We start from the raw sequence: 22698 nt of genomic DNA, 5'->3' as shown, positions 1-22698 counted from the left end.
ATGGACTTTTTTAAACTCAAAGAAAACAATACGAGTTTTAAAACTGAAGTTATAGCAGGGCTTACTACTTTTTTGGCTATAGTTTATATTATCCCTGTAAATTCTAGCATAGTAGGAAATACAGGAATGCCTATAGAAGCTTTAATCACCGCAACAGCTTTAATCACCATAGTTGCAAGTGCTTTTAATGCTTTTTTTGCCAATACTCCTGTAGCTATGAGTGTTGGAATGGGTTTAAATGCTTATTTTACCTTTGCAGTTTGTTTAGGTCAAAACATAGCTTGGCAAAGTGCCTTAGGAGCTGTTTTTATTTCAAGTATTATTTTTCTCATACTTTCTTTTACGCATTTTCGCCTTTGGGTAATCCGTAATATCCCAAAAGATTTACGTCTTGCAATTTGTGCCGGTATAGGTTGTTTTATTGCATTTTTAGGCTTAAGTCAAATGGGTGTGATAATGCATAATAAAGATACTTTAGTCAGCATAGGAAATTTCAAAAGCCCTCATGTGCTTTTTGGAATTTTTACCCTAGCTTTAATCATATTTTTTTGGGCTATAAAACTTCGCGGAGCTTTTATTTTGGGGGTATTAGTAAGCTCTATTATCGCTTGGATTTTTCATTTAGATAATGCAAGTTTTCCTGTGCAAATCTTTTCTTTGCCAAATTTTAGCATGGAAAATGGTTTAGGAGTCATCTTTTTACAACTTGATATCAAAAGTGCCTTAAATATTACTATGATACCTATAATTCTTACTTTTTTTATCACTCAACTTTTTGATAGTATAGGAACCATCACAGGTGTGGGTGAAAGAGGAAAGATTTTTGATGATCCAAAAAATGGAGAAAAAAAACTAAGCAAAACCTTAATGGCAGATGCAACAGGATCAGCCTTAGGAGCTATGACAGGCACTTCTACAGTTACTGCTTTTGTAGAAAGCACTACAGGTGTTGAAAGTGGAGGAAGAACGGGGCTTACAGCTTTAGTTGTAGCTATTTGTTTTGCTTTTACACTTTTTTTACTGCCACTTTTTAAAGCCATTCCTGCAAACGCAATATACCCCGTACTTGTAATGGTTGGAATTTTAATGTTTATGGAAGTTAAAAATATAGATTTTAAAGATAATGCTATAGCTGTAGCAAGCTTTTTTACTATTATCATGATGCCTTTTACTTACTCCATTACCACAGGTTTTGCTTTTGGTTTTCTTTCTTATTTACTTGTAAGAATTTTTAAACGCGAATGGGATAAAATCAATCTTGGCATTATAGTTTTAAGTTTATTATCTTTGGGTAATTTTTTACTTATGGCACTACAATAAATTAAGGATATATAATGATATTTTACTCCTATGAAGAATTTAAAGAAGATGTAAAAATTCTTGCTAAAGAAATTAAAAAAGATTTTAACCCTGATGCACTTTTAGCTATAGCAAGAGGAGGAATGAGTTTAGGACACTCTTTAGCAGTAGCTTTAAAAACACGTCAGCTTTTTGCTTTAAACTCAATTCATTACGATGATACAAAAAAACTTGATACTATTAAAATTTTTAATATTCCTGATTTAAGCAAGCACAAAAAAATTCTACTCATTGATGATATAGTAGATAGCGGAGAAAGTTTAGTAGAAATAAAAAAAGTTTTGCTTGAAAAATTTCCTCATATAGAACTTAAAATTGCAACCATTTTTTACAAAAAAACCGCTCTTTTGGAGCCTGATTTTAAAGTAAAAGAAGCTACTGAATGGGTGGATTTTTACTGGGATATAAATCTTGATTAAAAATTTGCTATAATCTTACTTTTAAAATTTTTAGGAGTTTTTTCTTGAGAATAAAATTTATATCTTTTATTTTAATTTTTTTTACTATTTTTGCTTTTGCTAAAGAACAAAATTTAGATGATTTTGAACAAGAATACCAAAACTATCAAGTAAACGATCCGCTTTCAGGATATAACAAAGCTATGACAAGCTTTAATGTGGCTTTGTATGATTATGGTTTGCGCCCCGTTCTTAAGGGCTATAACGCCATCACTCCTGAATTTATAAGATTAGGAGTAAGAAATTTCTTGGATAATTTACTTGCTCCTTTGCGTTTTGTAGGCAATGTTTTGCAGTTTAAATTTGAAGAAGCGGGAGAAGAATTTAAAAGATTTACTGCTAATACCATTATGGGATTTGGTGGACTTATGGATGTGGCATCAAAAATGGGTCTTAAAAAACATCCCGCGGACTTAGGAACCGTTTTGGCTCACTGGGGCGTAGGAAGCGGTTTTCATATTGTCTTACCTATACTCGGCCCTAGTAATCTTAGAGACACTCTTGCTTTACCTGCAACTTGGTATGCAAGTTTTACCGCTTACATTGATCCTACTTGGGCAAGTATAGCTATAAGTGCTTATGGATTTGGCAATGAACTTAGTTTTAGGCTTGATGAAATTGATGAAATTTATCACAACACGCCTAATTTATATCCATTCTTGCGTGATGCTTACGAGCAAAGACGCAATGAACTTAGCAAATAAAGGAAAATAATGAAAAAAATATTTCTAATCTTGGCTTTATTTTTTAATGCTTTTGCCTTACAGCTAGATGAAATTTCTAGTACTATGCAAAAAAACATTGATGCAAGCTTAAAACTTTTACAAGATAGCAAAGAAGACAAAAAACAAGCTGCTGATGGAATCTTTAAACTTTTTGATAGTATAATAGATTATAAACTCATGGCAAAACTCAGTCTTTCGAAAAATTATTCTAAATTAAACTCAAAAGAACAAGAAAAATTTACCACAGCCTTTGAAACAAGTCTTAAAAAAAGTTTTACTGATAAACTCAGTCTTTATAAAGATCAGGTTTTAAAGGTCAAAAATGGTGAGTTAAAAAATGAAAAACGCTATTTTTTAACCACTTCTATGGTAGTAGATGGAGAAGAAAAAAATATCATTTTCAAATTTTACAATGATAATAACAACTGGCTTATTTATGATGTAGATGTTTTAGGCATTAGTATAGTACAAACTTATAGATCGCAATTTGGAGATATTTTAGCCAACCAAGGCTTTGATGTCCTACTTCAAAAACTTGAAAGCATCATTATAGAATAATGTTTGCAAAGCTTTTAAAGTTTTTTATTTCTCGTCCAAAAAGTACTTTTTTTGGAACCTTGTTTATATGCCTGTTTTTAAGCTTTTTTGCTTTTAAGCTTAACGTAGATGCAAGTGCTGAAAGTTTACTTTTAGAAGATGATACGGATTTAAAAACTTTTAGAGAAATTTCAAAACATTATAAAAGTGATAATTTTTTACTTTTAGCCTTCAAACCCTATGATGAAAAACCTTTTTCAAATGAAAATTTAGTTAAATTAAAAAAACTTCATGAAGAATTAGAAAAAGCCCCTTTAGTAGAACGCGTTTTTAGTATCATCAATGCCCCTTTGCTTCAAAGTTCGCAAAATACAGATTTAAAAGAACTTTTAAAAAATATCCCAAATATAGAAAGCCTAGACATAAACCGCACAAAAGCTCAAAATGAAATTTTAAATAGTCCTTTTTATAAAAATAATATCATCTCAAAAGATGGAAAAATAACAGGGCTTATTATTTACTTAAAGCCTGATACAGTTTATAATAACCTTATAGAAAAACGCGATCTTGCCACCGATGAAAAAGAAAAAGATCAAATTCGTCTTGCCATAAAAGAACATCAAGACAAGCAAAAAGTTATCACGAAACAAAGTCTAGATACTATTAAAAGCATAGTTCGAAATTATGAAAAAAATAAAGATACGCTCTACCTTGGTGGCGTAAGCATGATCGCTGATGATATGATAGCTTATATAAAATCTGATCTTGTGCTTTATGGTGTTTCTCTTGTATTTTTACTGGGATTTGCACTTTATTATTTTTTCCGTTCATGGCGTTTTGTTTTTTTACCTCTTTTTATTTGTTTTATAAGCTTAAGTGCGGCTAGTGGAGTTTTTGCACTTTTAAATTTTCAAATCACAGTTATTTCATCAAATTACGTTGCTTTAGTTTTAATTATCACCTTAAGTGTAGTTGTTCATTTGATCACGCATTTTATCGAAAGCACCCAAAATCATCCTAAAGCTAAAGTTGAGCGCATAGTGCTTGAAACCTTACTAGCCAAAGCAAATCCTAGCCTTTATGCCATTGTTACAACGATGATAGGATTTTTTTCTTTAATCCTATCAAATATCGAACCTATCATAAAACTTGGCATTATGATGAGTATAGGTATAGGTTTAGCTCTTATCTTTAGTTATTTGTTTTTAGCAAGTATCTTAGTTCTTTTAAAACCAAAAAATTATCATAAAAAAGAGTTTAAATTTAATCTTTTAGCCTTTTGCGCCAAAACCGCTCTTGATCCTAAAAAGCGTCGCATGATTTATGGAATTTCAGTTCTTGCTATAATCTTAGCTTTAATAGGCATTTCAAAACTCAGAGTTGAAAATTCTTTTGTCAATTATTTCAAAGATGGTAGTGAAATCAAAAAAGGACTTTTGGTTATTGATAAAAATCTAGGTGGAACCTTGCCTTTAGAAGTAATCATTCGTTTTCAAAATAATAAAAACGATCAAAATACAAGCGATACTCTTGATAGTTTTGAAAGTGAATTTGAAAATTTAGCCACACAAGAAACTTATTGGTTTGACTCTAAAAAAACACGCATTGCAAAAAAAGTTCATGAATTTTTAGAAAACAAAGAATTTGTAGGTTCGGTTTTAAGTCTTAATAGTCTTTTAACCCTAGGGAAAAATATCAACGATGGAAAAGAGTTAGATGATTTTGCTCTTGCATTTTTAAATGAGAATTTACCTGCTAAATTTAAACAAGACTTGCTTTCACCTTTTGTAAGTATAGAAAATAACGAGTTAAGATTTAGCATGCGTATTGTTGATTCTGATCCGAATTTAAGACGTAATGAGTTTTTAATAGATCTTAAAAAACAGCTCAACGAGCTTGTAAAAAACGATGGAGTAGAAGTGCAAATCACAGGCATAATGGTGCTTTATAATAATATGCTTCAAAGTCTTTTTTCATCGCAATTTGATACTCTTATATTTGTAATTTTAGCTATTTTCATACTTTTTATCATTGTTTTTAGGGATTTAAAATTTTCAGTTGCGGCTATATTGGTAAATGTTATTCCTTTAAGTGTGGTTTTTGCTCTTATGGGGCTTTTAGGTATTCCTTTGGATATGATGAGTATTACTATAGCTGCTATTGCTATAGGTATAGGCGTTGATGATGCCTTGCATTATATTTATCGTTTTAGAGAAGAAATTAAAAACAAAAGCCTAGAAGAAGCCATTATGACTTCTCACCTTAGTATAGGTTCGGCACTTTATTATACTACCATTAGTATAGTTTTAGGTTTTAGCGTGATGATGAGTAGCAATTTCATTCCAACAATTTATTTTGGAATTTTAACCGTTTTTGTAATGATTTTGCTTTTAAGTGGAAGTTTGTTCTTATTACCAAGTTTTTTAATCACTATTTATTCTAAGAAAACCAAGTTTCCAAACCAACATAAAGAGCATATATTAAAACAATAATAGCTATATATTTTAAAAAATTTTTCATTTTTATCCTTTATTTAAAATCTTTAAAATGATTTTTGCAAGCTCTAAGGCTTTAAAACGATGAGAGATGTTATTCTTCTCATCCACGCTAAGCTGGGCTAAGGTTTTATCAAAACCCTTTGGAATAAAAAGGCTATCATAACCAAAACCATTTTCACCTTTTTCTGTATCTATTACTTTTCCATGCATGATTCCATGTGTACTAAATTCCCCCATCAAACCTACCATAGCAATAGCAGCAACATAATGTGCCCTGCTTTGATTAAAACCTTTTTTTATCATTTCATTGACAAGTTTATCACGGTTACTTTTATCATCGCCCTTACCGCTAAATCGAGCAGAATAAATTCCTGGGTTTCCTTCTAAAATATCTACACAAATACCACTATCATCACTTAAAGCGATAAAATCTTTTTTTTGTTTTTCATCTAAAGCATTAAAAACTGCTCTTGCTTTAATCAAGGCGTTTTCTTTAAAAGTTTTTCCATTTTCTTCAATCTCAAAAGGCGTTAAAACTTCATCAAAAGCATAAATTTCAAAATCTTTTAAAATTTCTTTAAGTTCTAAAACTTTATGCTTATTGCTCGTAGCTAGGATAATCTTCATAACAAAAGCTCCAAAATAATATCAAAACAAAAATATGATTTTATAAAATTTATCCTTGTGCGTAGCTTTTAAATATCAAATGATAAAACGATGTTAATCAATGCTTAATCCATTTCATAGTAAAATTATCCTAATTTAAATTTCAAATTTAATAGGAAATTGATAATGCTAAATAATGTCTTACCCTTATCTTTCATAGTTGGAACAAGATTTTTTGGGCTGTTTATAGTTTTGCCAGTTCTAAGTCTTTATGCTTTAAAACTTGAAGGTGCTAATGAATTTTTAGTGGGACTTTTAGTTGGTGTTTATGCCTTAACCCAAATGATTTTACAAATGCCTTTTGGAATTTTAAGTGATAAAATTGGTCGTAAAAAAACCATGCTCATTGGACTGATTATTTTTATAATAGGCTCTTTAATCTGCTCTTTTGCGGAAAATATCTACATCATGCTTTTAGGAAGAATGCTCCAAGGTGCAGGAGCTATTGGAGCAGTAGCTACGGCAATGATAAGTGATTTTATCACAGAAGAAAATCGTGGTAAAGCCATGGCGGTAATGGGTTCTTTTATAGGACTTAGTTTTGCAGCTTCTATGGTCATTTCTCCTCTAATGAGTGCAAAATGGGGTTTATCTAGCCTTTTTGATCTTAGTGCAGCTTTGTCTCTTTTATGTATAATTTTACTTTATACCGTTGTACCTAAAGAAAACAAAATCACTCATGAAAATGAAAAAACTCCTTTTTTTCATCTTATTAAACAAAAAAATTTAGCCCTTATGAATCTTACTAATTTCATGCAAAAAATGCTTATGAGTATAGCATTTTTAAGCATTCCTATCATTCTAGTAAAACATTTAGGCTTTACTTCTGATAAACTTTGGATTGTTTATAGCGCTTCTATGATAGCAGGTTTTATCGCTATGGGCTTTGCTGGAAGTTTAGGCGAAAAAAGAGGTTTAGCTAAACAAATTTTACTCTTAGGAATTGTTTTTTTCATACTTTCTTATCTTTTTTTTACTTTTAGTAATTCTATAGATTTTTTTATTATAGCGGTTGTGATTTTTTTTATAGGTTTTAATTTACACGAACCTATTATGCAAAGTTGCGCATCAAAATTTTGTAAAGTTCATGAAAAAGGTGCAGCATTAGGGTTATTTAATGCTTTTGGATATGGTGGAAGTTTTATAGGTGGTATTATCGGAGGGATATTTTTACATCTAGATGCCTTAAATCTTTTGGCTATTATTTTAGTAATTTTAGCTCTAATTTGGCTTGTGGCATTATTTTTCTTAAAAAATCCAGCTGATTTTAAAAACCTTTATCTACCTTTAGAAACACCTTTAAATTTCAGTACTTTTAGCGAAAATTTAGGAGTTGTAGATATTTATAAAAACTCTAAAAATCTTGTTGTTAAATTTGATAGTAAACTTACAAATAAAGAAGAATTAGAAGGCAAAATTAAGATCTAAATCTAATTTTGCCCCGCAAAACCCATTGCTTTTATCATCACTTTTGCCTTGCAATCTGCACAACAATAAAGTGTTTTGATTTTATTTTCATCATTACCAAATTTAGGCTTCATTAAATTGGCTATTTTTTCTACAGCTTTTTTGGTGGCAAATTCTTTACCGCATTCTATACAGGCAAAAAGCTCATCTTTTGCCATGGTTTGATATTCAAAATAAGAAGCTCTAAACTCCATTCCACTACGAAATAATTTTAAAGTATCTTTTTCGGCACAACTTAACTCACAATACCCACAAGTCGTACAAAGAGAAGCATTAAATTTCAAAGCATTTTCTTGTTTATCAGCGATTAAAGCTCCTACATTACAGGCACCCACACAAGAAAGACAAAGCGTACAGGTGTTAGGATTGATTTCTACCTTACCATAACGCAACCATTCGCCACTTTCTATACTGCCAAAATCTTCATTTTTTATCATTTCTTGCATTCTTTTGGCAAAATTTTCTCTTGTAGTTAAGGTGTTGTTATGAAAATCATATTTTAAATCTTGTATGAATTCTTGCTCTTTTAAAACATTTTGCAATTCTTTTTCATCTTTGGCAACAAAAATAGCTTTTTTTTGAAATTTTCTCTCAAAAAAAGTATTTAAAAGTACAATAGCCTCGTTGCTACCACGAGATACAAAGTCCGTATAAAAAACCAAATTTGCTCCACTATTTTGCAAAAGTGTTAAAAAATGCATAGAAGAAAGCCACTTTTCACCCTCTATCATAAAGGGTAAAACATCTTTTGGTAAAACAAGATTTAAATTTTCTAAAGACATTTTTTTAGGAATGATTAAAATTTTTTTATCTTTATAAAACTCACAAAGGGTAAAAAAACTTTCTCTTGGCATAGGAGCATAATCAAGTGATCCACTAGGACACACGCTAATACATCCTCCACAACCCAAACAATCCACTTGAGAAAATTCTAAATGCTTTTTTTCATCATCTTTTAAAATCGCCACAGTAGGACAAATTTCAGCACATTTTGCACAATGCTCACTGCGTCTTTCGTGGTATTGACACACGCTAGCATTATAGCTAATATAAGTTTTATAATGATATTTTGGACTTTTGCTTTGCAAAAACTCTAACAATACTTCAAGATTTTCAAAATTTAAAAGATTATAACATCCACTTTGTCTTGTAAAATCTTTACGCACAACGCTTAAATCCTTAGCTTTAAAAAGCAAAAAATCAAAATCTATTTCCACTTCTTCGCCTTGATTTTTAACCACAGCACAAAGTTCCCCTACACTTCCAAAAACAGCTAAAATTTCTGCACTGCTTAAAGCAATAACCTTAAATCCATGTTCTTTTAAAAACTCTACAGTTTGAGCGTCACCATCTGCGACAATTAAACGGTTTTGTACTTCTTTACTTTGTTCTAAATCAAGCCCTAAATCATAAACGCTAGCTCTTGCTTCATAAAGCGTTAAAACATTTTTACTTTGCTCTAAAATTTCATCTTGAGAATTTTTAAGATAAAAATTAATCTCAGGGGCATAAATTTGTGCTTTTTGATTTTTATCATTGCAAACTAATGCTTCTTTATCATTTGCCTGATCTAAAATTTCAATAGCATCAGGCAAAGGGATTAAAACATCATTTTTTATATAAACAAAATCTTGCATTGTCTTCCTTAATCTCTTTAAAACATCATTTTATAAATTCTATGTTAAAATAACCAAATATTTTCTTAAGGCTTAAGATGAACAAATTTAGAACTTTTCCACAGATTAACACTCTTATTGAAGATGAGAGTTTAAAATCCTATCCTTTTTATATCAAAGCATTTTTTTGTAAAAAAGTTGTCGCAAAACTAAAAGAAAATTTTTCCCAAGATGAAATTTCTAAAGATAAACTACTTTTAGAAATCAAAAAAGAAATCAAAACTTTTTACCGCAAAGATTTACAAAGTGTGATTAATGCAAGCGGAGTGGTTATACATACAAACCTTGGTAGAAGTGTAATCCATGAAGAACTTTATGAAGCGTGTAAAGATATCATTTGTAATTATTCTAATGTAGAGTTTGATTTAGAAAATGGAAAAAGAGGCTCTCGCTATGCTTTGGTACTAGAAAAACTTAAAATGCTTTTTGAATGTGAAGATGCTTTAGTGGTCAATAACAACGCTGCAGCAGTTTTTTTAGTACTTAATTCTCTTTGTTATGATAAAGAAGTCATAAGCTCAAGAGGAGAACTTGTAGAAATTGGCGGAAGTTTTCGTGTGCCTGAAGTGATAAAAGCTGCAGGTGTAAAGCTTTGCGAAGTTGGAACTAGCAACAAAACACACTTAAAAGACTATGAACAAGCTATCAGTGAAAATACCGCTCTAATTTTAAAAACCCACAAGTCTAATTTCGCTCTTATGGGTTTTCACAGTGAAGTAAATATAAAAGATCTACATGAACTAGCAAAAGAAAAAGGGCTTTTGAGTTATTATGATCTAGGTTCTGGCTGGTGTGAAAATTTAAACGAAAAACTGATTAAAAATGAACCTAAAATCAAAAAACTCGTGCAAGAATGTGATATTTTAAGTTTTAGCGGAGATAAACTTTTTGGTAGTGTGCAAGCAGGCATTATACTTGGAAAAAAAGAACTCATAGAAAAGCTTAAACAAAATCAACTTTTAAGAATGCTAAGAGTGGATAAATTAACTCTATCTTTTTTAAACGAAAGCTTAAAAGCTTATTTGCAAAAAGATTATGAAAAAATTATTACCTTAAAACTTTTAAATGATGACTTATCCTTTATAGAAAAAAAAGCTTTAAGAGTGCAAAAAGAATTAAAATTTCAAACCCGGCTCAAAAAAAGCAAAAGTTTAGTAGGAGGAGGTTCTATGCCTGATAAAAGTTTAGATACTTATATACTGACTTTTCAAGGAGATGCTTTAAAACTACAAACTCGATTTAGAAAAGAAAATATCATAGGACGCATTGAAAATGATGAATTTGTTCTTGATTTTAGAACTATACGAGAAAATGAACTTCAAAAACTTATTCTTATAATCAATCAAATGGAAAACTTATGAAATCTGTTATTATAGGAACCGCAGGACATATTGATCATGGAAAAACTTCACTCATTAAAGCTTTAAATGGTTTTGAAGGCGATAGTTTAAAAGAAGAACAAGAAAGACAAATCACCATTAATTTAAGTTTTTCAAATCTTAAATTAAAAGATAAAAACATTTCTTTTATCGATGTTCCAGGACATAAAGATTTGGTTAAAACTATGGTAAGTGGAGCTTTTGGCTTTAGTGTTTGTTTATTTGTTGTAGATATTAACGAAGGTTTAAAAGAACAAAGTTTAGAACATTTAGAAATTTTAAAAATTCTTGATATTAAAAATATCATTTTAGTGCTTAGCAAATGTGATCTTTGTGAAAATATAGAGCAAAAAAGTGTAGAAATTTTAGAAGAGTTAAAAAATTTAGATTATCCCATTTTAAAAGTATTTCACACCAGTATAAAAAATAATCAAGGCATAGAAGAATTAAAAAATTATCTTTATACCATAGAAAACAAAGAAAACGATGAAGAACTGATTTTTCATTATTATATCGATAGAGTTTTTTCTCTAAAAGGCATAGGAACTGTCGTTACAGGCAGTCTTAATGAAGGAAGCATCACTTTAAATGAAAAAATCATCTGTTTAGACACTCAAAAAGAACTCATTGTTAAAAATATACAAAACCACGATACTAATTTAGAGCAAATCAAAGCTTGTAACCGTGTGGCTTTAAGTTTAAATTGTGATTATAAAGAGTTGAAAAAAGGTTATTTGCTAAGTAAAAAAGGTTATTTTAAAGCCTTTAAAGAATGCGATGCTTTAGTTAAAGCAAAAAATTTACAAAATAGCAAAATGATTTTTTGCGTGGGTTCAAGACAAATAGAATGCAAAATAAATATATTAAAAAAACTAGAAAATGATGAATTTTTTGTGCATTTTAGTTTTGATAAAAATGTATTTTTAAGTTTTGATGAGGCTTTTATTTTATTACAAAACAATCGCGTTATAGGCGGTGGTAAGGTTTTAAATCCTTTAAGCGAACCTTTAAAAAAAGAACAAAAAAATAAATTTTTAATGTTTTTGAAAAATAAAGATTTTAAAGCAGCTTTTTCTTTCTTAAAAGACGCACATAAATACGGCTTTGGTTTGCTTTCAAGCTATCAAAGATTTAAACTCTCTCATCAAAAAGCATTGAAATTAGCAAAAGAATTAAATCAAGTATTTGTCGATGAAAAAAATCTTAATGTATATCATTTACAAAGTCTAGAAGAAATTAAAAATTTCATCAAATTCATACTTGAAAAAAATCCTTATGCCATGCTTTCAGCACATTCTTTAGCTTTAAGGATTACTTGGGCAAGTGAAAATTTTTGCGAACTCGGACTTAAAGAAATGTCAAATTTATTGGATTTTCAAAATGGAATTTATTTTAAAAAAGGCATAGATTTTGAAAAACTTCAAGAAAAAAATAATAATCAATTATATGAAATTTTAAAAAAACAAGGTATTAAACCCGAAGCTCCTTATAATCTTTATGATTTTTTAGAACTTGATAGAAAAAGCGGAGATAATATACTCAAAAAACTTACCCAAAAAGGCTTAGTTGTAAGACTTTCACACAATCTTTTTATAGAAAAACAAGCTCTTGAAAAACTTATGCAAGAATGTTTAAATTTATTAAAAAATCAAAGTCTTGATGTGCAAAGTATGAAAGAATATTTCAATCTTTCAAGAAAATATGCTATTGCTTATTTAGAATACCTAGACAAATTTCCTCAAGTAAGCAAAGAAACTGAAAAAAGATTTTTAACAAACATTTAGAAAATCATTATAGAATTAAACATAATTTATTTAAAGGATTTATAAACTATGAAAAAATTAAGTTTAATTCTTGCCTGTTCAGCATCTTTGTTTGCTGCAAGTAATTCAGAAATTAGTGATTTTTATTCAAAAAGCATTAAAGCACAATTTCCAAATGCTACCGTTAGTGTATCAAATCGTCAAAAGGTTGGTAATACGGGTTTTGAAAGTGTTATTGTAAGCGTTGAATTAAATGGACAAAAACAAGAAAACATTCTTTTTACAAAAGATAGTCTTATTACCCCTGATCTTATCGACTTGAAAACGGGAATTTCTTATGCTCAAGAATATGAAATGAAAAAATTTCAAGAAGCAAGAGAAAATTTTACAAAAAATGCTAAAGCTGTAGCACAAAAAGAAACCATGGTAATAGCTTTGGGAGATAAAAATAAACCTGCAATTTATGTTTTTTCGGATCCTGAATGCCCTTATTGTAGAGAACATTTAGCTCAAATTGATGATGAACTTAAAAACTATCAAGTTAATTATATTTTAACTCCAGTACATGGAAAATCTGCTTTTGAAAAATCCGCTCTAATCTACAAAGAAGCAAAAAAAGCAAAAAATGATAAAGAAAAAATCGCAATTTTAAACAAATACTACGATGCAAATATCAAAAATTATCCAAAAGTAAGTGATGCAGAATTAAAAGAAGTTTTTTCCTTATATGAAAAATATCGCTCATTAGGTCTTAGCGCTACTCCAACTATTATTAAATAAACCTAATGTCTAAATTTGCTTTAATTTTAAGCTTTTTTATAGCACTCTTTATGAGTGCTTGCACCAATGCAACTTTCATACAAAGCTTTATTCAAACAAGCAATGAAGGCATTTTTATCAGATCGCAAAAACAACAAAGTTTTAAAATTTCCTTTCAAAATCCTAATCAACTTCGAACTACTTTGGATAGAGATTTGGCTTTAAAACTTAAAAATTTAGGTTTAAAAGAAGTAAAAGAGAATGCAGATTATGAAATTTTAATCAATCTTGTAGATATGAAAAAGCATTCTTATGCTCAAAAAATCACAACTTCAGCAAGATTTTTTTATGATTTTGATCCTTTGGAAAGCGATGGAGAATGGATGGTGGAAAACTACTATACTATGCAGGTTAATTTACAAATCAACTCTAAAAATCACAATTCTCAAAAAACAAGTCTTCTTGCAAGAACGGCTTATCTTGGAAATAAAGAACGCTGTCAATTATCTTTAGAAAATAAAATTATAAATCAAATAGTGAGTTTTTTTTATTTTTAAGAAAAGACAATCAAGAGTATAAAGACTCTTGATTTTAAGAACTATTAAGCAAAATAAGGTTTAATTTGTTCTACCCAAGCATCAATTCTTGATTCAGTTTGATCTTCTTGATTATCATTGTCAAGAGCAAGTCCAACAAATTTACCATCTACAACCGCATCGCTTGCTTCAAATGTATAACCATCAGTTGAAACTTCTCCTACCAAATTTGCACCTGCATCTTTTAAATTTTGAGCTAATTTACCCATGCCACCACAAAAAGTGTCAGAATAACTTTCACTATCACCCATACCAAATACAGCTACAGTTTTTCCACCAAGACTAAGCCCTGAAAAATCAAAACCATCCCAATCATCTTGCAAATCACCACTTCCCCAAGTTGAAGTTCCACAAATTAATTTATCGTAAGAATTTATTTTAGATGCATCAATATCTGAGATATTAAAAACATCGCTAATTCCAAGTTTTGAAGCAATTGTATTAGCCGCTCCTTCTGTATTTCCCATAGCACTACCATAGATTACTGCTACTGACATTATTTTCTCCTTATAATTTGATTTGATATTTTATACGGAACTAATTTTAACATAGTTTTGTTTAAATCACACAAAAAATGTTTTATTTCAATAAAATGTGTGAAATTTTTGTTACGCGGACAAACAATATAAAATTTTTCAAAATTATTTTCTTTTATTAAATCCAATAATCCATGAATTTCATTTTCAATTTTTAAATTATGTATATTAATCTCTTTGCAAAGTGGTAAAATTGCAAATTTCTTATCTATTATAATAAGATCACCATCTTGATCTATATTTTTTCCATTATTTTGAAAAGAAACCTTATCATAAACATAAGAGCTAAATAAAATTTGTGCATCAAAACAAATGCCATAAAGATAAATTCTTAAAAGTCTTAAAAGATCGACATTCTTAGATATTTTAGTATTAAAAATTAAGCTTTTTCTTTTTTGAAAGTAAAAAGCGTATGCATTAAGCTTGATATTTATATTTTGAATCTTACCAAATGAAACATGCATTATATCATGTAAAAAATTTCCAAATATCATTTTTAAACTCTTGGTATTTTTTGCATATAAAAGAGGAATTTTTAGAGCGCTATCAACGCTCGCATTATATTGAGTTAAAAAAGTCAACATAAGCTCTTGATTGTTTAAATAGCGATAAATTTGCGGTATAAATTCTCGCTTATCATCAAATCCAAATAACATCTTTAACCTTTATAGCAAGAAAATTCTTTATTAAGATTAAAAATTTTACAATATTCACAATACACACAACTTACACTTCTTTTTGCACAAACTAATGGAATTTTACGCTTTTTAGCTTCACTTTTGATTTTTTTCATAGTATTATGATTTAAAAAGCTTGTTAACATTACTATACATTCTGTATCACAAGGAATCGGCTTGCGATTAACTCTATTTTCATTACGCGCATCCCAGTGTTCTATTTTTTTAGCACCTAAATCATGTAAAACAGCTCTAATAGGAGTGATTTCATCTGCACCAATAACCAAAACTGACATAAATTCTCCTTTGTGATTTTTAAAATATATTTTGATAATTATTATTATAATATAAAAAAACTAAATTTATTTTGAAATTTATTATTAATAAAATGCAATTATTCAGTTAATTTTAATTTTTAATAGATATAATTTACTAATTAATAAATTTTATTATTTAGGAGAAAACAATGAAAAAATTGACTAACGATTTTGGAAACATTATAGCCGATAACCAAAATTCATTAAGCGCAGGCGCAAAAGGACCTTTACTTATGCAAGATTATCTTTTACTTGAAAAACTTGCTCATCAAAATAGAGAAAGAATTCCAGAAAGAACCGTTCATGCTAAGGGAAGTGGAGCTTATGGCGAAATAAAAATTACAGCAGACTTAAGTGCTTATACCAAAGCTAAAATTTTTCAAAAAGGCGAAGTTACTCCATTATTTTTACGCTTTTCAACAGTAGCAGGTGAAGCAGGTGCAGCAGATGCTGAACGCGATGTGAGAGGTTTTGCTATTAAATTTTACACCAAAGAAGGAAACTGGGACTTGGTAGGAAATAACACTCCGACATTCTTCATCCGTGATGCTTATAAATTCCCTGATTTTATCCATACTCAAAAAAGAGATCCAAGAACACATTTAAGAAGCAATAATGCTGCTTGGGATTTTTGGAGTTTATGTCCTGAAAGCTTACATCAAGTAACCATTCTTATGAGTGATAGAGGAATTCCTGCAAGTTATCGTCATATGCATGGATTTGGAAGCCATACTTATAGTTTTATTAATGATAAAAATGAAAGATTTTGGGTGAAATTCCATTTTAAAACCCAACAAGGGATTAAAAATCTTACCAACCAAGAAGCTGCAGAGCTTATAGCAAAGGATAGGGAAAGTCATCAAAGAGATCTCTATAATGCTATAGAAAATAAAGATTTTCCAAAATGGAAAGTTCAAGTTCAAATTCTTGCTGAAAAAGATATAGAAAAGCTTGGATTTAATCCTTTTGATTTAACAAAAATTTGGCCTCATAGTCTTGTACCTTTGATGGATATAGGCGAAATGATTCTAAACAAAAATCCTCAAAATTATTTTAATGAAGTTGAACAAGCTGCCTTTAGTCCAAGCAATATCGTTCCTGGAATTGGCTTTAGCCCTGATAAAATGTTGCAAGCTAGAATTTTTTCATATCCTGATGCACAAAGATATAGAATAGGAACTAATTATCATCTTTTACCAGTAAATCGTGCAAAAAGCGAAGTGAATACTTACAATGTCGCTGGTGCTATGAATTTTGATAATTATAAAAATGATGCAGCTTATTATGAACCAAACAGCTATGATAACAGCCCAAAAGAAGATAAAAGCTATCTTGAACCTGATTTAGTCTTAGAAAGCGTGGCACAAAGATATGCTCCACTAGATAATGACTTTTATACTCAACCAAGAGCTTTATTTAATCTTATGAATGATGATCAAAAAACTCAACTTTTTCATAATATCGCTGCTTCTATGGAAGGAGTTGATGAAAAAATTATCACTAGAGCTTTAGAACATTTTGAAAAAATTTCACCTGATTATGCAAAAGGAATTAAGAAAGCTTTAGAAAAATAATTTTTACTTGCCACTTTTGGTGGCAAACTAAAGATTATAATAATTAAGGAAAAACAATGACAACTCTTAGTTTAGAAGAAGAAAAAAGATTTGAAGAGCTTTGCAAAATGGCTTTTAATTTTGCAAGAAATAATGAATGTGAAAATCTTAAAATCATGATAGAAGCGGGTTTAAATGTAAATTTAAAAACTCATAAAGGCGATAGCTTACTTATGCTTGCAGCTTATAATAATTCTTATGAAAGCGCTAAAATGCTTTTAGAAAAAGGTGCAAAAGTAGATGAAAAAAACGATCGTGGACAAACCCCATTAGCAGGAGTTTGTTTTAAAGGATACTTACCTATGTGTGAACTTTTAGTTAAGTATGGAGCAAATATTGATGAAAACAATGGTTTAGGAATGACACCTTATACTTTTGCTATTATGTTTGGACGCAAAGATGTGGCAGAATTTTTACTCAAAAAATCTAAAAATAATTTTTTAAAGAAAATGAGCCTAAAAATACTAAAATTTATCAAAAAATTTTAGTTATTTTTTAAATTTCTTCAGATACCTATAAACACTAGGTTCTGAAATTTTTAAAAATTTTGCTACGATAGGAACCGCTCCTTTTATATTAAAAATACCTTTTTCATATAGCTTTTCAGCAATTTCTTCTTTTTGAGTAATGCTTAATTGATAATCAGAATTTAAATAACTAGAATCTACACTTTGAACTAAAATATCCTCTATTGAGTGACTTAATGTTTCTATGCTTGAATCATTTTGAGAAAAACTAATATTTCCTAAAATATCACCCATATCTCCAATTTTTTCTAAATCAATCATCTTGCATATTAAATCTCTCATAACACTAGTATCATGATTGATACACAAAATACCTACTAATTCATCATGATTTTTAATAAAAAAAGTAGATCCTCTAATTAATTTTGATTTTCCAACAAGAGCCTTATAATCACATAAAAAATCTTTTTCTAAATATTTTTTATTTTGCATAAGCTCACTTGCAAAAGCAGTCAAGGGAGAATCTAAACTTCTCCCACTAATGTGACTGTTAGCAATTGCTGCAATATAGGCCCCATCTTCAGTAATTACATGAAAAACTATCTCATATTGCTCACCTAAAACTTCTCCTAAAAAATATGTCAACTTTATAAATTGTTGTTTTTGCCCCTCATCCATAAAACCGCCTTCAATAAAATTAATATAATATTAAATTCTACTCTTTATACTTTAAAACATTTCTTAAAAATAAAATTTTATTATTATGATAATAAACTATTGACAAATTATTATTGTAGTGATAAAATGCATTCTGCTTAATCTATATTTAACAAAGGAGAATTCATGTCAAACTATCCAAAGGCCATTGGTCCATACTCAGTTTACAGAGAAGCAAATGGACTTTTATTTATATCAGGACAACTTCCTATCAACCCTATTTCAGGAGAAATAGAAAGTTCTGACATCAAAGAACAAACCAAACAATCTTTGAAAAATATCGGTGCTATTTTAGAAGAAAATGGTATCAGTTATGATAAAGTGATTAAAACCACTTGCTTTTTAGCTGATATCAATGATTTTGTAGCATTTAATGAAATTTATGCTGAATTTTTTAAAGATCCTTATCCAGCAAGAAGTGCTTTTGCGGTAAAAGATCTGCCAAAAAAAGCTAAAGTAGAGATAGAGATCATCGCTCAAAAAGGCTAAAATATGCTAGGTATTGTTTTATCTCTATTTAGCATTTTTTTACTTGTTTTTATGCTTTATAAAAAAATCAATGCTCACATGGCATTGCTTTTAAGTGGTTTACTTTTACTTTCCTTAGCTGCTATTTTTGGACTTTCTCCACACATTGTCTCTAAAGGTTCTTTAAATTTAGGTTTTTTTGATATTTTTCAAGTTTTTAATCAAACCATGTCAAGTACATTAGCAGGGCTTGGACTTACACTTATGACTATAGCAGGTTTTTCTGCTTATATGGATCATGTAGGGGCTTCTTATGCACTTTTTAAAGTTTTTGAAAAACCTTTAAAAGCTGTAAAATCTCCTTATGTTTTACTCATAGTTGCTTATTTTATCGTGCAATTTTTAGTTCTTTTTATCCCTTCTCACGCAGGCTTGGCACTTTTACTTATGGTTACTATGTATCCTATACTTGTACGCTCTGGTGTTTCAAAGCTTTCTGCCTTAAGCGTGATTGCTATTTGTCAATATATCGATCATGGACCTGGGAGTGGAAATGTGATCATGGCGTCAAAAGTAGCTGAAATTGATCCTGCAATTTATTTTGTTCATTATCAACTCCCTACGACTTTACCTATCATTATAGCTGTAGGTATTGCAATATATCTTTGCAATAAATTTTTTGACAAAAAAGATAATTTTGTCTTCAATGCACAAGAAATTGAAAAAGAACTAAATGAAAATGAAGGCAAAGAAAAAGAACTTAAAAAACCTCCTAGAATTTATGCAATTTTACCTATAATTCCTTTGGTTTTAATCCTAGGATTTAGTTCAGTACTCGATAGCATCTTGGTTTTAATGGGAATAAATAGTGCTGAAGAAGTCAAAGCAGCTGCTAGTACCGCAATTAAAATGAATGTTCCAGTAGCAATGGTGATTTCAACTTTTGTGGCTATTATTTTTGAAATAATACGCTATAAAAGCATAGTAGAAACTCTTAATTCTATTATGATTTTCTTTAAAGGAATGGGACATTTATTTGTTATCACAGTTTCACTCATCGTTTGTGGTCAAGTATTTGCAAGTGGTCTTTTATCTGTAGGTTTTGTAGATACTTTAATAGAATTTTGCAAAAATGCAGGATTTGGAGTTTTGGCTATTATTATCGCCGTTTCAATCTTGCTTGCAGTTTGTGCTTTCTTAATGGGTTCAGGAAATGCAGCATTTTTTAGCTTTGCTCCACTTATCCCAAATATAGCAAAACACTTTGGAGTTGAAACTATCACCATGATAGCACCAATTCAAATCATGACGGGCTTTGGAAGATGTGTTAGTCCTATTGCGCCAGCAATCTTAGCTATCTCAGCTATTGCAAAAGTAAGTCCTTTTGCCGTGGTTAAAAGAACAGCTATTCCTATGCTTGTAGCGGCTATTGTAAATGTTATTATGACTTATATTTATCTTTAAAAAGGAGAAAAAATGAACTCAAAAACTAAACTTATTCATTGTGGCAGAGGTGATCAAGGCGCTGAAGTAAGATCAGTTAATCCTACGCTTATGCGTGCATCAACCATACTTTTTAAAGATCACGCAACTTGGCAAAAATACAGAGAATTAAGAAAAACAGATCGTGTTTTAAGTTATGGAGCTAGAGGAACAACAACTAATTTTGAACTTGAAAAACTTATTTGCACTCTAGAGGGTGGCTATAGAGCACAACTTTTCCCAACAGGACTTGCAGCATTAGCTATGGTGCTTTTAAACTATGCAAGCAAAGATGCACATTTTTTAATTACTGATGCAATTTATGGGCCTGTAAGAACGATTTGCGAATTATTTTTAGAAAAAATAGGTGTTGAAATTGATTTTTTAAAAGCTGATGCAAGTGATGTAGAAGAAAAAATCAAACCTAATACCAAGCTTATCTTATGCGAAAGTCCAGGTTCTATACTTTATGAAATCATAGATTTACCAAAACTTTGCAAAATTGCCCATGCGCATAATATCCCTGTAGCCATTGATAATACTTATTCTAGTGGATATTTTCTAAATCCTTTAGAACTTGGAGTGGATATTTCAGTTATCGCTGCTACAAAATATCTTAGCGGACACTCTGATGTAACCATGGGTATAGTAGTAATCAACGAAAAAGAATGGAAAAATTTTGACAAACTTCCAGAAGCTTTAGGCTTTACAACAAGTCCTGATGATGCTTACTTAGTACTTCGTGGTATGAGAACACTAGATGTGAGAATGAAAGCTCATGAAAAAAGTGCTGATGAAATTGTAGAGTTTTTACAAAACAGAAAAGAAATTAAAACAATTTTCTATCCAAAACTCAAATCCCACCTAAATCATGAAATTTTCATGCGTGATCATAAAGGTGCAAATGGTATGATTACCATAGAATTTGCAGAAGGTTATAGCAAAGAGGATGCTATTAAATTTGTAGATAAACTAGAATACTTTTCAATTGGTGCTAGCTGGGGTGGATATGAAAGCTTAGCCACCGTAACTACTCCGCCTAGAACCGCAACAGACCTAAGCGCAAGAGGGCCATTTGTAAGATTTCATATAGGTCTTGAAGATACTAAAGATTTAATTGCTGATTTAACACAAGCTTTTGATAGTATTAAAAAATAAGGAGATAAGATGACAGGAATTAGCGTATTTGATCATAGATTACTAGCAGACTCATGGAGCACGCAGGAAATGCGTGCTATTTTTTGCGAACAAAACCGCATACAAAAATGGCTCGATGTTGAAGCAGCTTTAGCAAAAGCACAAGCAAAACTTAAAATTATCCCGAAAAAAGCAGCTGATGAGATCGCAAAAAAAGCTCATTATAAATTTATGGATATGGACTTTATCTTTGCTGAATTTAAAAAGACCAAACACCCTTTAGTTCCTACTGTAAGAGGATTAGAAAAAGCTTGCGATAATAATTTAGGAGAATATGTGCATTTTGGAGTAACCACTCAAGATATCATCGATACAGGACTGGTTTTACAATTTAAAGAAGCAATGACTCTTGTAAAAAGCGAATTAAAAGCTATCGCAAAAGCCCTAGCAAAACTAGCTAAAACCCATAAAAATACTGCTATGATGGGAAGAACTTTAGCACTTCAGGCTTTGCCTATTACTTTCGGACATAAAGTGGCTATTTGGTTAAGCGAACTTGAGCGTCATTTTGGAAGAATACTTGAGCTTGAAAAAAGACTTTATGTAGGCAGTATAGTAGGCGCTGTAGGAACTAAAGCAAGTTTAAGTGATGAGTGCAATGAGGTAGAAAAACTCACTTTAGAAAATTTAGGACTTGATGTGCCTAATATTTCTTGGCAGAGCGCACGTGATCGCTTTATAGAACTTGGTTTTGTACTAGGTAATATCAACGCAACCTTTAACAAAATCGCTCATGAAATTTTAATCCTTTCGCATAATGAAATTGATGAAGTTGCTGAACCTTTTGGTAAAGGACAAGTAGGATCAAGCACTATGCCACACAAAAGAAATCCTGCAGTAAGCGAAAATGCAGTTACAGTAAGCAATGCCTTTAAAGCAAATTTAGCCATTTTAAGCGATATTGAAAGACATGAACATGAAAGAGATGGTCAAGTTTGGAAAATGGAATGGAAGCTTTTACCTGAAATGTTTTTAATGCTTTCTGTGGTTTTAGCAAATATGAAATTCGCTCTTAGTGATTTAGAAGTAAAAAAAGACAAAATGCTTAAAAATTTAAATACTCTTAATGGTTTTGTTTTAGCAGAGCGTGTTATGTTTGCATTAAGTGATCATTATGGAAAACAACATGCCCATGAAATTGTTTATGAAAATGCTATGCTAGGTATAGAAAAACAAAAAACTTTTAAAGAAGTTTTACTTACAGATAAAAGAGTATCTAAGGTATTGAAAGAAAAAGAAATTGATGCTTTACTTGATGCAACAACCTATGTAGGATATGCACCAAAACTTGTAGATGAATTTTTAGCAAAAATCAAAAATAGCGCTATCTTAAAATAGGAA

Annotated in this window: 22 protein-coding genes; 16 read left to right on the top strand and 6 right to left on the bottom strand. The window is 30.1% G+C overall.

What is annotated here, in order from left to right:
- From AJN60_RS04395 to AJN60_RS04375, 5 genes are read left to right on the top strand one after another with little or no spacing between them, the layout of a single operon-like run.
- Positions 1-1320: an NCS2 family permease gene (locus tag AJN60_RS04395; RefSeq protein ID WP_070284115.1), complete on the top strand. Its 1320-nt coding sequence runs from the start codon at positions 1-3 to the stop codon at positions 1318-1320.
- Between the two features lie 14 nt (positions 1321-1334).
- Entirely contained in the window at positions 1335-1778 is a 444-nt protein-coding gene (locus AJN60_RS04390) for a phosphoribosyltransferase (protein ID WP_070284114.1), read from the top strand.
- 44 nt (positions 1779-1822) lie between these two features.
- A complete protein-coding gene (locus AJN60_RS04385; RefSeq protein ID WP_070284113.1) occupies positions 1823-2521 on the top strand; it encodes an MlaA family lipoprotein in 699 nt (232 codons plus the stop codon).
- A 9-nt stretch (positions 2522-2530) separates the two neighbouring features.
- Positions 2531-3100, top strand: coding sequence for a Tgt2/MlaC family protein (locus tag AJN60_RS04380; protein WP_070284111.1), 570 nt, complete (start codon positions 2531-2533; stop codon positions 3098-3100).
- Entirely contained in the window at positions 3100-5571 is a 2472-nt protein-coding gene (locus AJN60_RS04375; RefSeq protein ID WP_070285949.1) for an efflux RND transporter permease subunit, read from the top strand. The genes AJN60_RS04380 and AJN60_RS04375 overlap by 1 nt, the downstream gene beginning before the upstream one ends.
- Before the next feature lie 30 nt (positions 5572-5601).
- On the opposite strand, the gene rdgB is transcribed toward AJN60_RS04375, so the two are convergent.
- Positions 5602-6204, bottom strand: a complete 603-nt coding sequence (gene rdgB / locus AJN60_RS04370) for an RdgB/HAM1 family non-canonical purine NTP pyrophosphatase (RefSeq protein WP_070285948.1) — start codon at positions 6202-6204, stop codon at positions 5602-5604.
- Positions 6205-6369: 165 nt separating this feature from the next.
- On the opposite strand from rdgB, the gene AJN60_RS04365 reads away from it, so the two are divergent.
- Entirely contained in the window at positions 6370-7671 is a 1302-nt protein-coding gene (locus AJN60_RS04365; RefSeq protein ID WP_070285947.1) for an MFS transporter, read from the top strand.
- 2 nt (positions 7672-7673) lie between these two features.
- On the opposite strand, the gene AJN60_RS04360 is transcribed toward AJN60_RS04365, so the two are convergent.
- Positions 7674-9347, bottom strand: coding sequence for a 4Fe-4S dicluster domain-containing protein (locus tag AJN60_RS04360; protein ID WP_070285946.1), 1674 nt, complete (start codon positions 9345-9347; stop codon positions 7674-7676).
- Positions 9348-9424: 77 nt separating this feature from the next.
- Between AJN60_RS04360 and selA the strand changes: the two genes are divergently transcribed.
- The 4 genes from selA to AJN60_RS04340 are packed head-to-tail and all read left to right on the top strand — an operon-like array spanning position 9425 to position 13844.
- Positions 9425-10747 (top strand): L-seryl-tRNA(Sec) selenium transferase, encoded by a 1323-nt coding sequence (gene selA / locus AJN60_RS04355; protein ID WP_070285945.1) that lies wholly within the window; start codon positions 9425-9427, stop codon positions 10745-10747.
- Positions 10744-12549, top strand: a complete 1806-nt coding sequence (selB, locus tag AJN60_RS04350; protein ID WP_070285944.1) for a selenocysteine-specific translation elongation factor — start codon at positions 10744-10746, stop codon at positions 12547-12549. The genes selA and selB overlap by 4 nt, the downstream gene beginning before the upstream one ends.
- Positions 12550-12597: 48 nt before the next feature.
- Positions 12598-13308 (top strand): thioredoxin fold domain-containing protein, encoded by a 711-nt coding sequence (locus tag AJN60_RS04345; protein ID WP_002855861.1) that lies wholly within the window; start codon positions 12598-12600, stop codon positions 13306-13308.
- Between the two features lie 5 nt (positions 13309-13313).
- The gene (locus AJN60_RS04340) at positions 13314-13844 is read left to right on the top strand and encodes a hypothetical protein (protein WP_070285943.1); all 531 of its coding nucleotides are present in this window, start codon (positions 13314-13316) and stop codon (positions 13842-13844) included.
- Positions 13845-13888: 44 nt separating this feature from the next.
- Here the strand turns inward: AJN60_RS04340 and fldA are convergent, their stop codons facing one another.
- The 3 genes from fldA to AJN60_RS04325 are packed head-to-tail and all read right to left on the bottom strand — an operon-like array spanning position 13889 to position 15392.
- Positions 13889-14380 (bottom strand): flavodoxin FldA, encoded by a 492-nt coding sequence (fldA, locus tag AJN60_RS04335; protein ID WP_002871975.1) that lies wholly within the window; start codon positions 14378-14380, stop codon positions 13889-13891.
- Positions 14380-15075 carry a hypothetical protein gene (locus AJN60_RS04330; protein ID WP_070285942.1) on the bottom strand — a complete coding sequence of 232 codons (696 nt, stop codon included), beginning with the start codon at positions 15073-15075 and terminating at the stop codon, positions 14380-14382. Before AJN60_RS04330 ends, fldA begins: the two co-directional genes overlap by 1 nt.
- 2 nt (positions 15076-15077) lie before the next feature.
- Positions 15078-15392: a DUF2325 domain-containing protein gene (locus tag AJN60_RS04325; RefSeq protein ID WP_002870622.1), complete on the bottom strand. Its 315-nt coding sequence runs from the start codon at positions 15390-15392 to the stop codon at positions 15078-15080.
- Between the two features lie 170 nt (positions 15393-15562).
- On the opposite strand from AJN60_RS04325, the gene AJN60_RS04320 reads away from it, so the two are divergent.
- A complete protein-coding gene (locus tag AJN60_RS04320; RefSeq protein WP_070285941.1) occupies positions 15563-16987 on the top strand; it encodes a catalase in 1425 nt (474 codons plus the stop codon).
- Positions 16988-17043: 56 nt separating this feature from the next.
- Complete coding sequence (locus AJN60_RS04315; protein WP_002862058.1) at positions 17044-17514, top strand: Cj1386 family hemin-binding protein; 471 nt, start codon at positions 17044-17046, stop codon at positions 17512-17514.
- Here the strand turns inward: AJN60_RS04315 and AJN60_RS04310 are convergent, their stop codons facing one another.
- Positions 17515-18171, bottom strand: coding sequence for a helix-turn-helix transcriptional regulator (locus AJN60_RS04310; RefSeq protein WP_070248088.1), 657 nt, complete (start codon positions 18169-18171; stop codon positions 17515-17517).
- 165 nt (positions 18172-18336) lie between these two features.
- Between AJN60_RS04310 and AJN60_RS04305 the strand changes: the two genes are divergently transcribed.
- The 4 genes from AJN60_RS04305 to purB are packed head-to-tail and all read left to right on the top strand — an operon-like array spanning position 18337 to position 22695.
- Positions 18337-18699, top strand: a complete 363-nt coding sequence (locus AJN60_RS04305; RefSeq protein WP_070285940.1) for a RidA family protein — start codon at positions 18337-18339, stop codon at positions 18697-18699.
- Positions 18700-18702: 3 nt separating this feature from the next.
- On the top strand, positions 18703-20142 hold the full coding sequence (gene dcuC, locus AJN60_RS04300; protein WP_070285939.1) for a C4-dicarboxylate transporter DcuC: 1440 nt from the start codon (positions 18703-18705) through the stop codon (positions 20140-20142).
- Between the two features lie 12 nt (positions 20143-20154).
- Positions 20155-21318, top strand: a complete 1164-nt coding sequence (locus AJN60_RS04295) for a trans-sulfuration enzyme family protein (RefSeq protein ID WP_002864219.1) — start codon at positions 20155-20157, stop codon at positions 21316-21318.
- A 9-nt stretch (positions 21319-21327) separates the two neighbouring features.
- On the top strand, positions 21328-22695 hold the full coding sequence (gene purB, locus AJN60_RS04290; RefSeq protein WP_070285938.1) for an adenylosuccinate lyase: 1368 nt from the start codon (positions 21328-21330) through the stop codon (positions 22693-22695).
- Positions 22696-22698 lie beyond the last annotated feature (3 nt).

Origin of the sequence: Campylobacter sp. BCW_4323 (assembly GCF_001763115.1) — a bacterium.
GTDB lineage: Bacteria > Campylobacterota > Campylobacteria > Campylobacterales > Campylobacteraceae > Campylobacter_D > Campylobacter_D jejuni.
The sequence above is the reverse complement of the archived record's forward strand: the minus strand, read 5'-3'. Positions and strand labels throughout refer to the sequence as shown.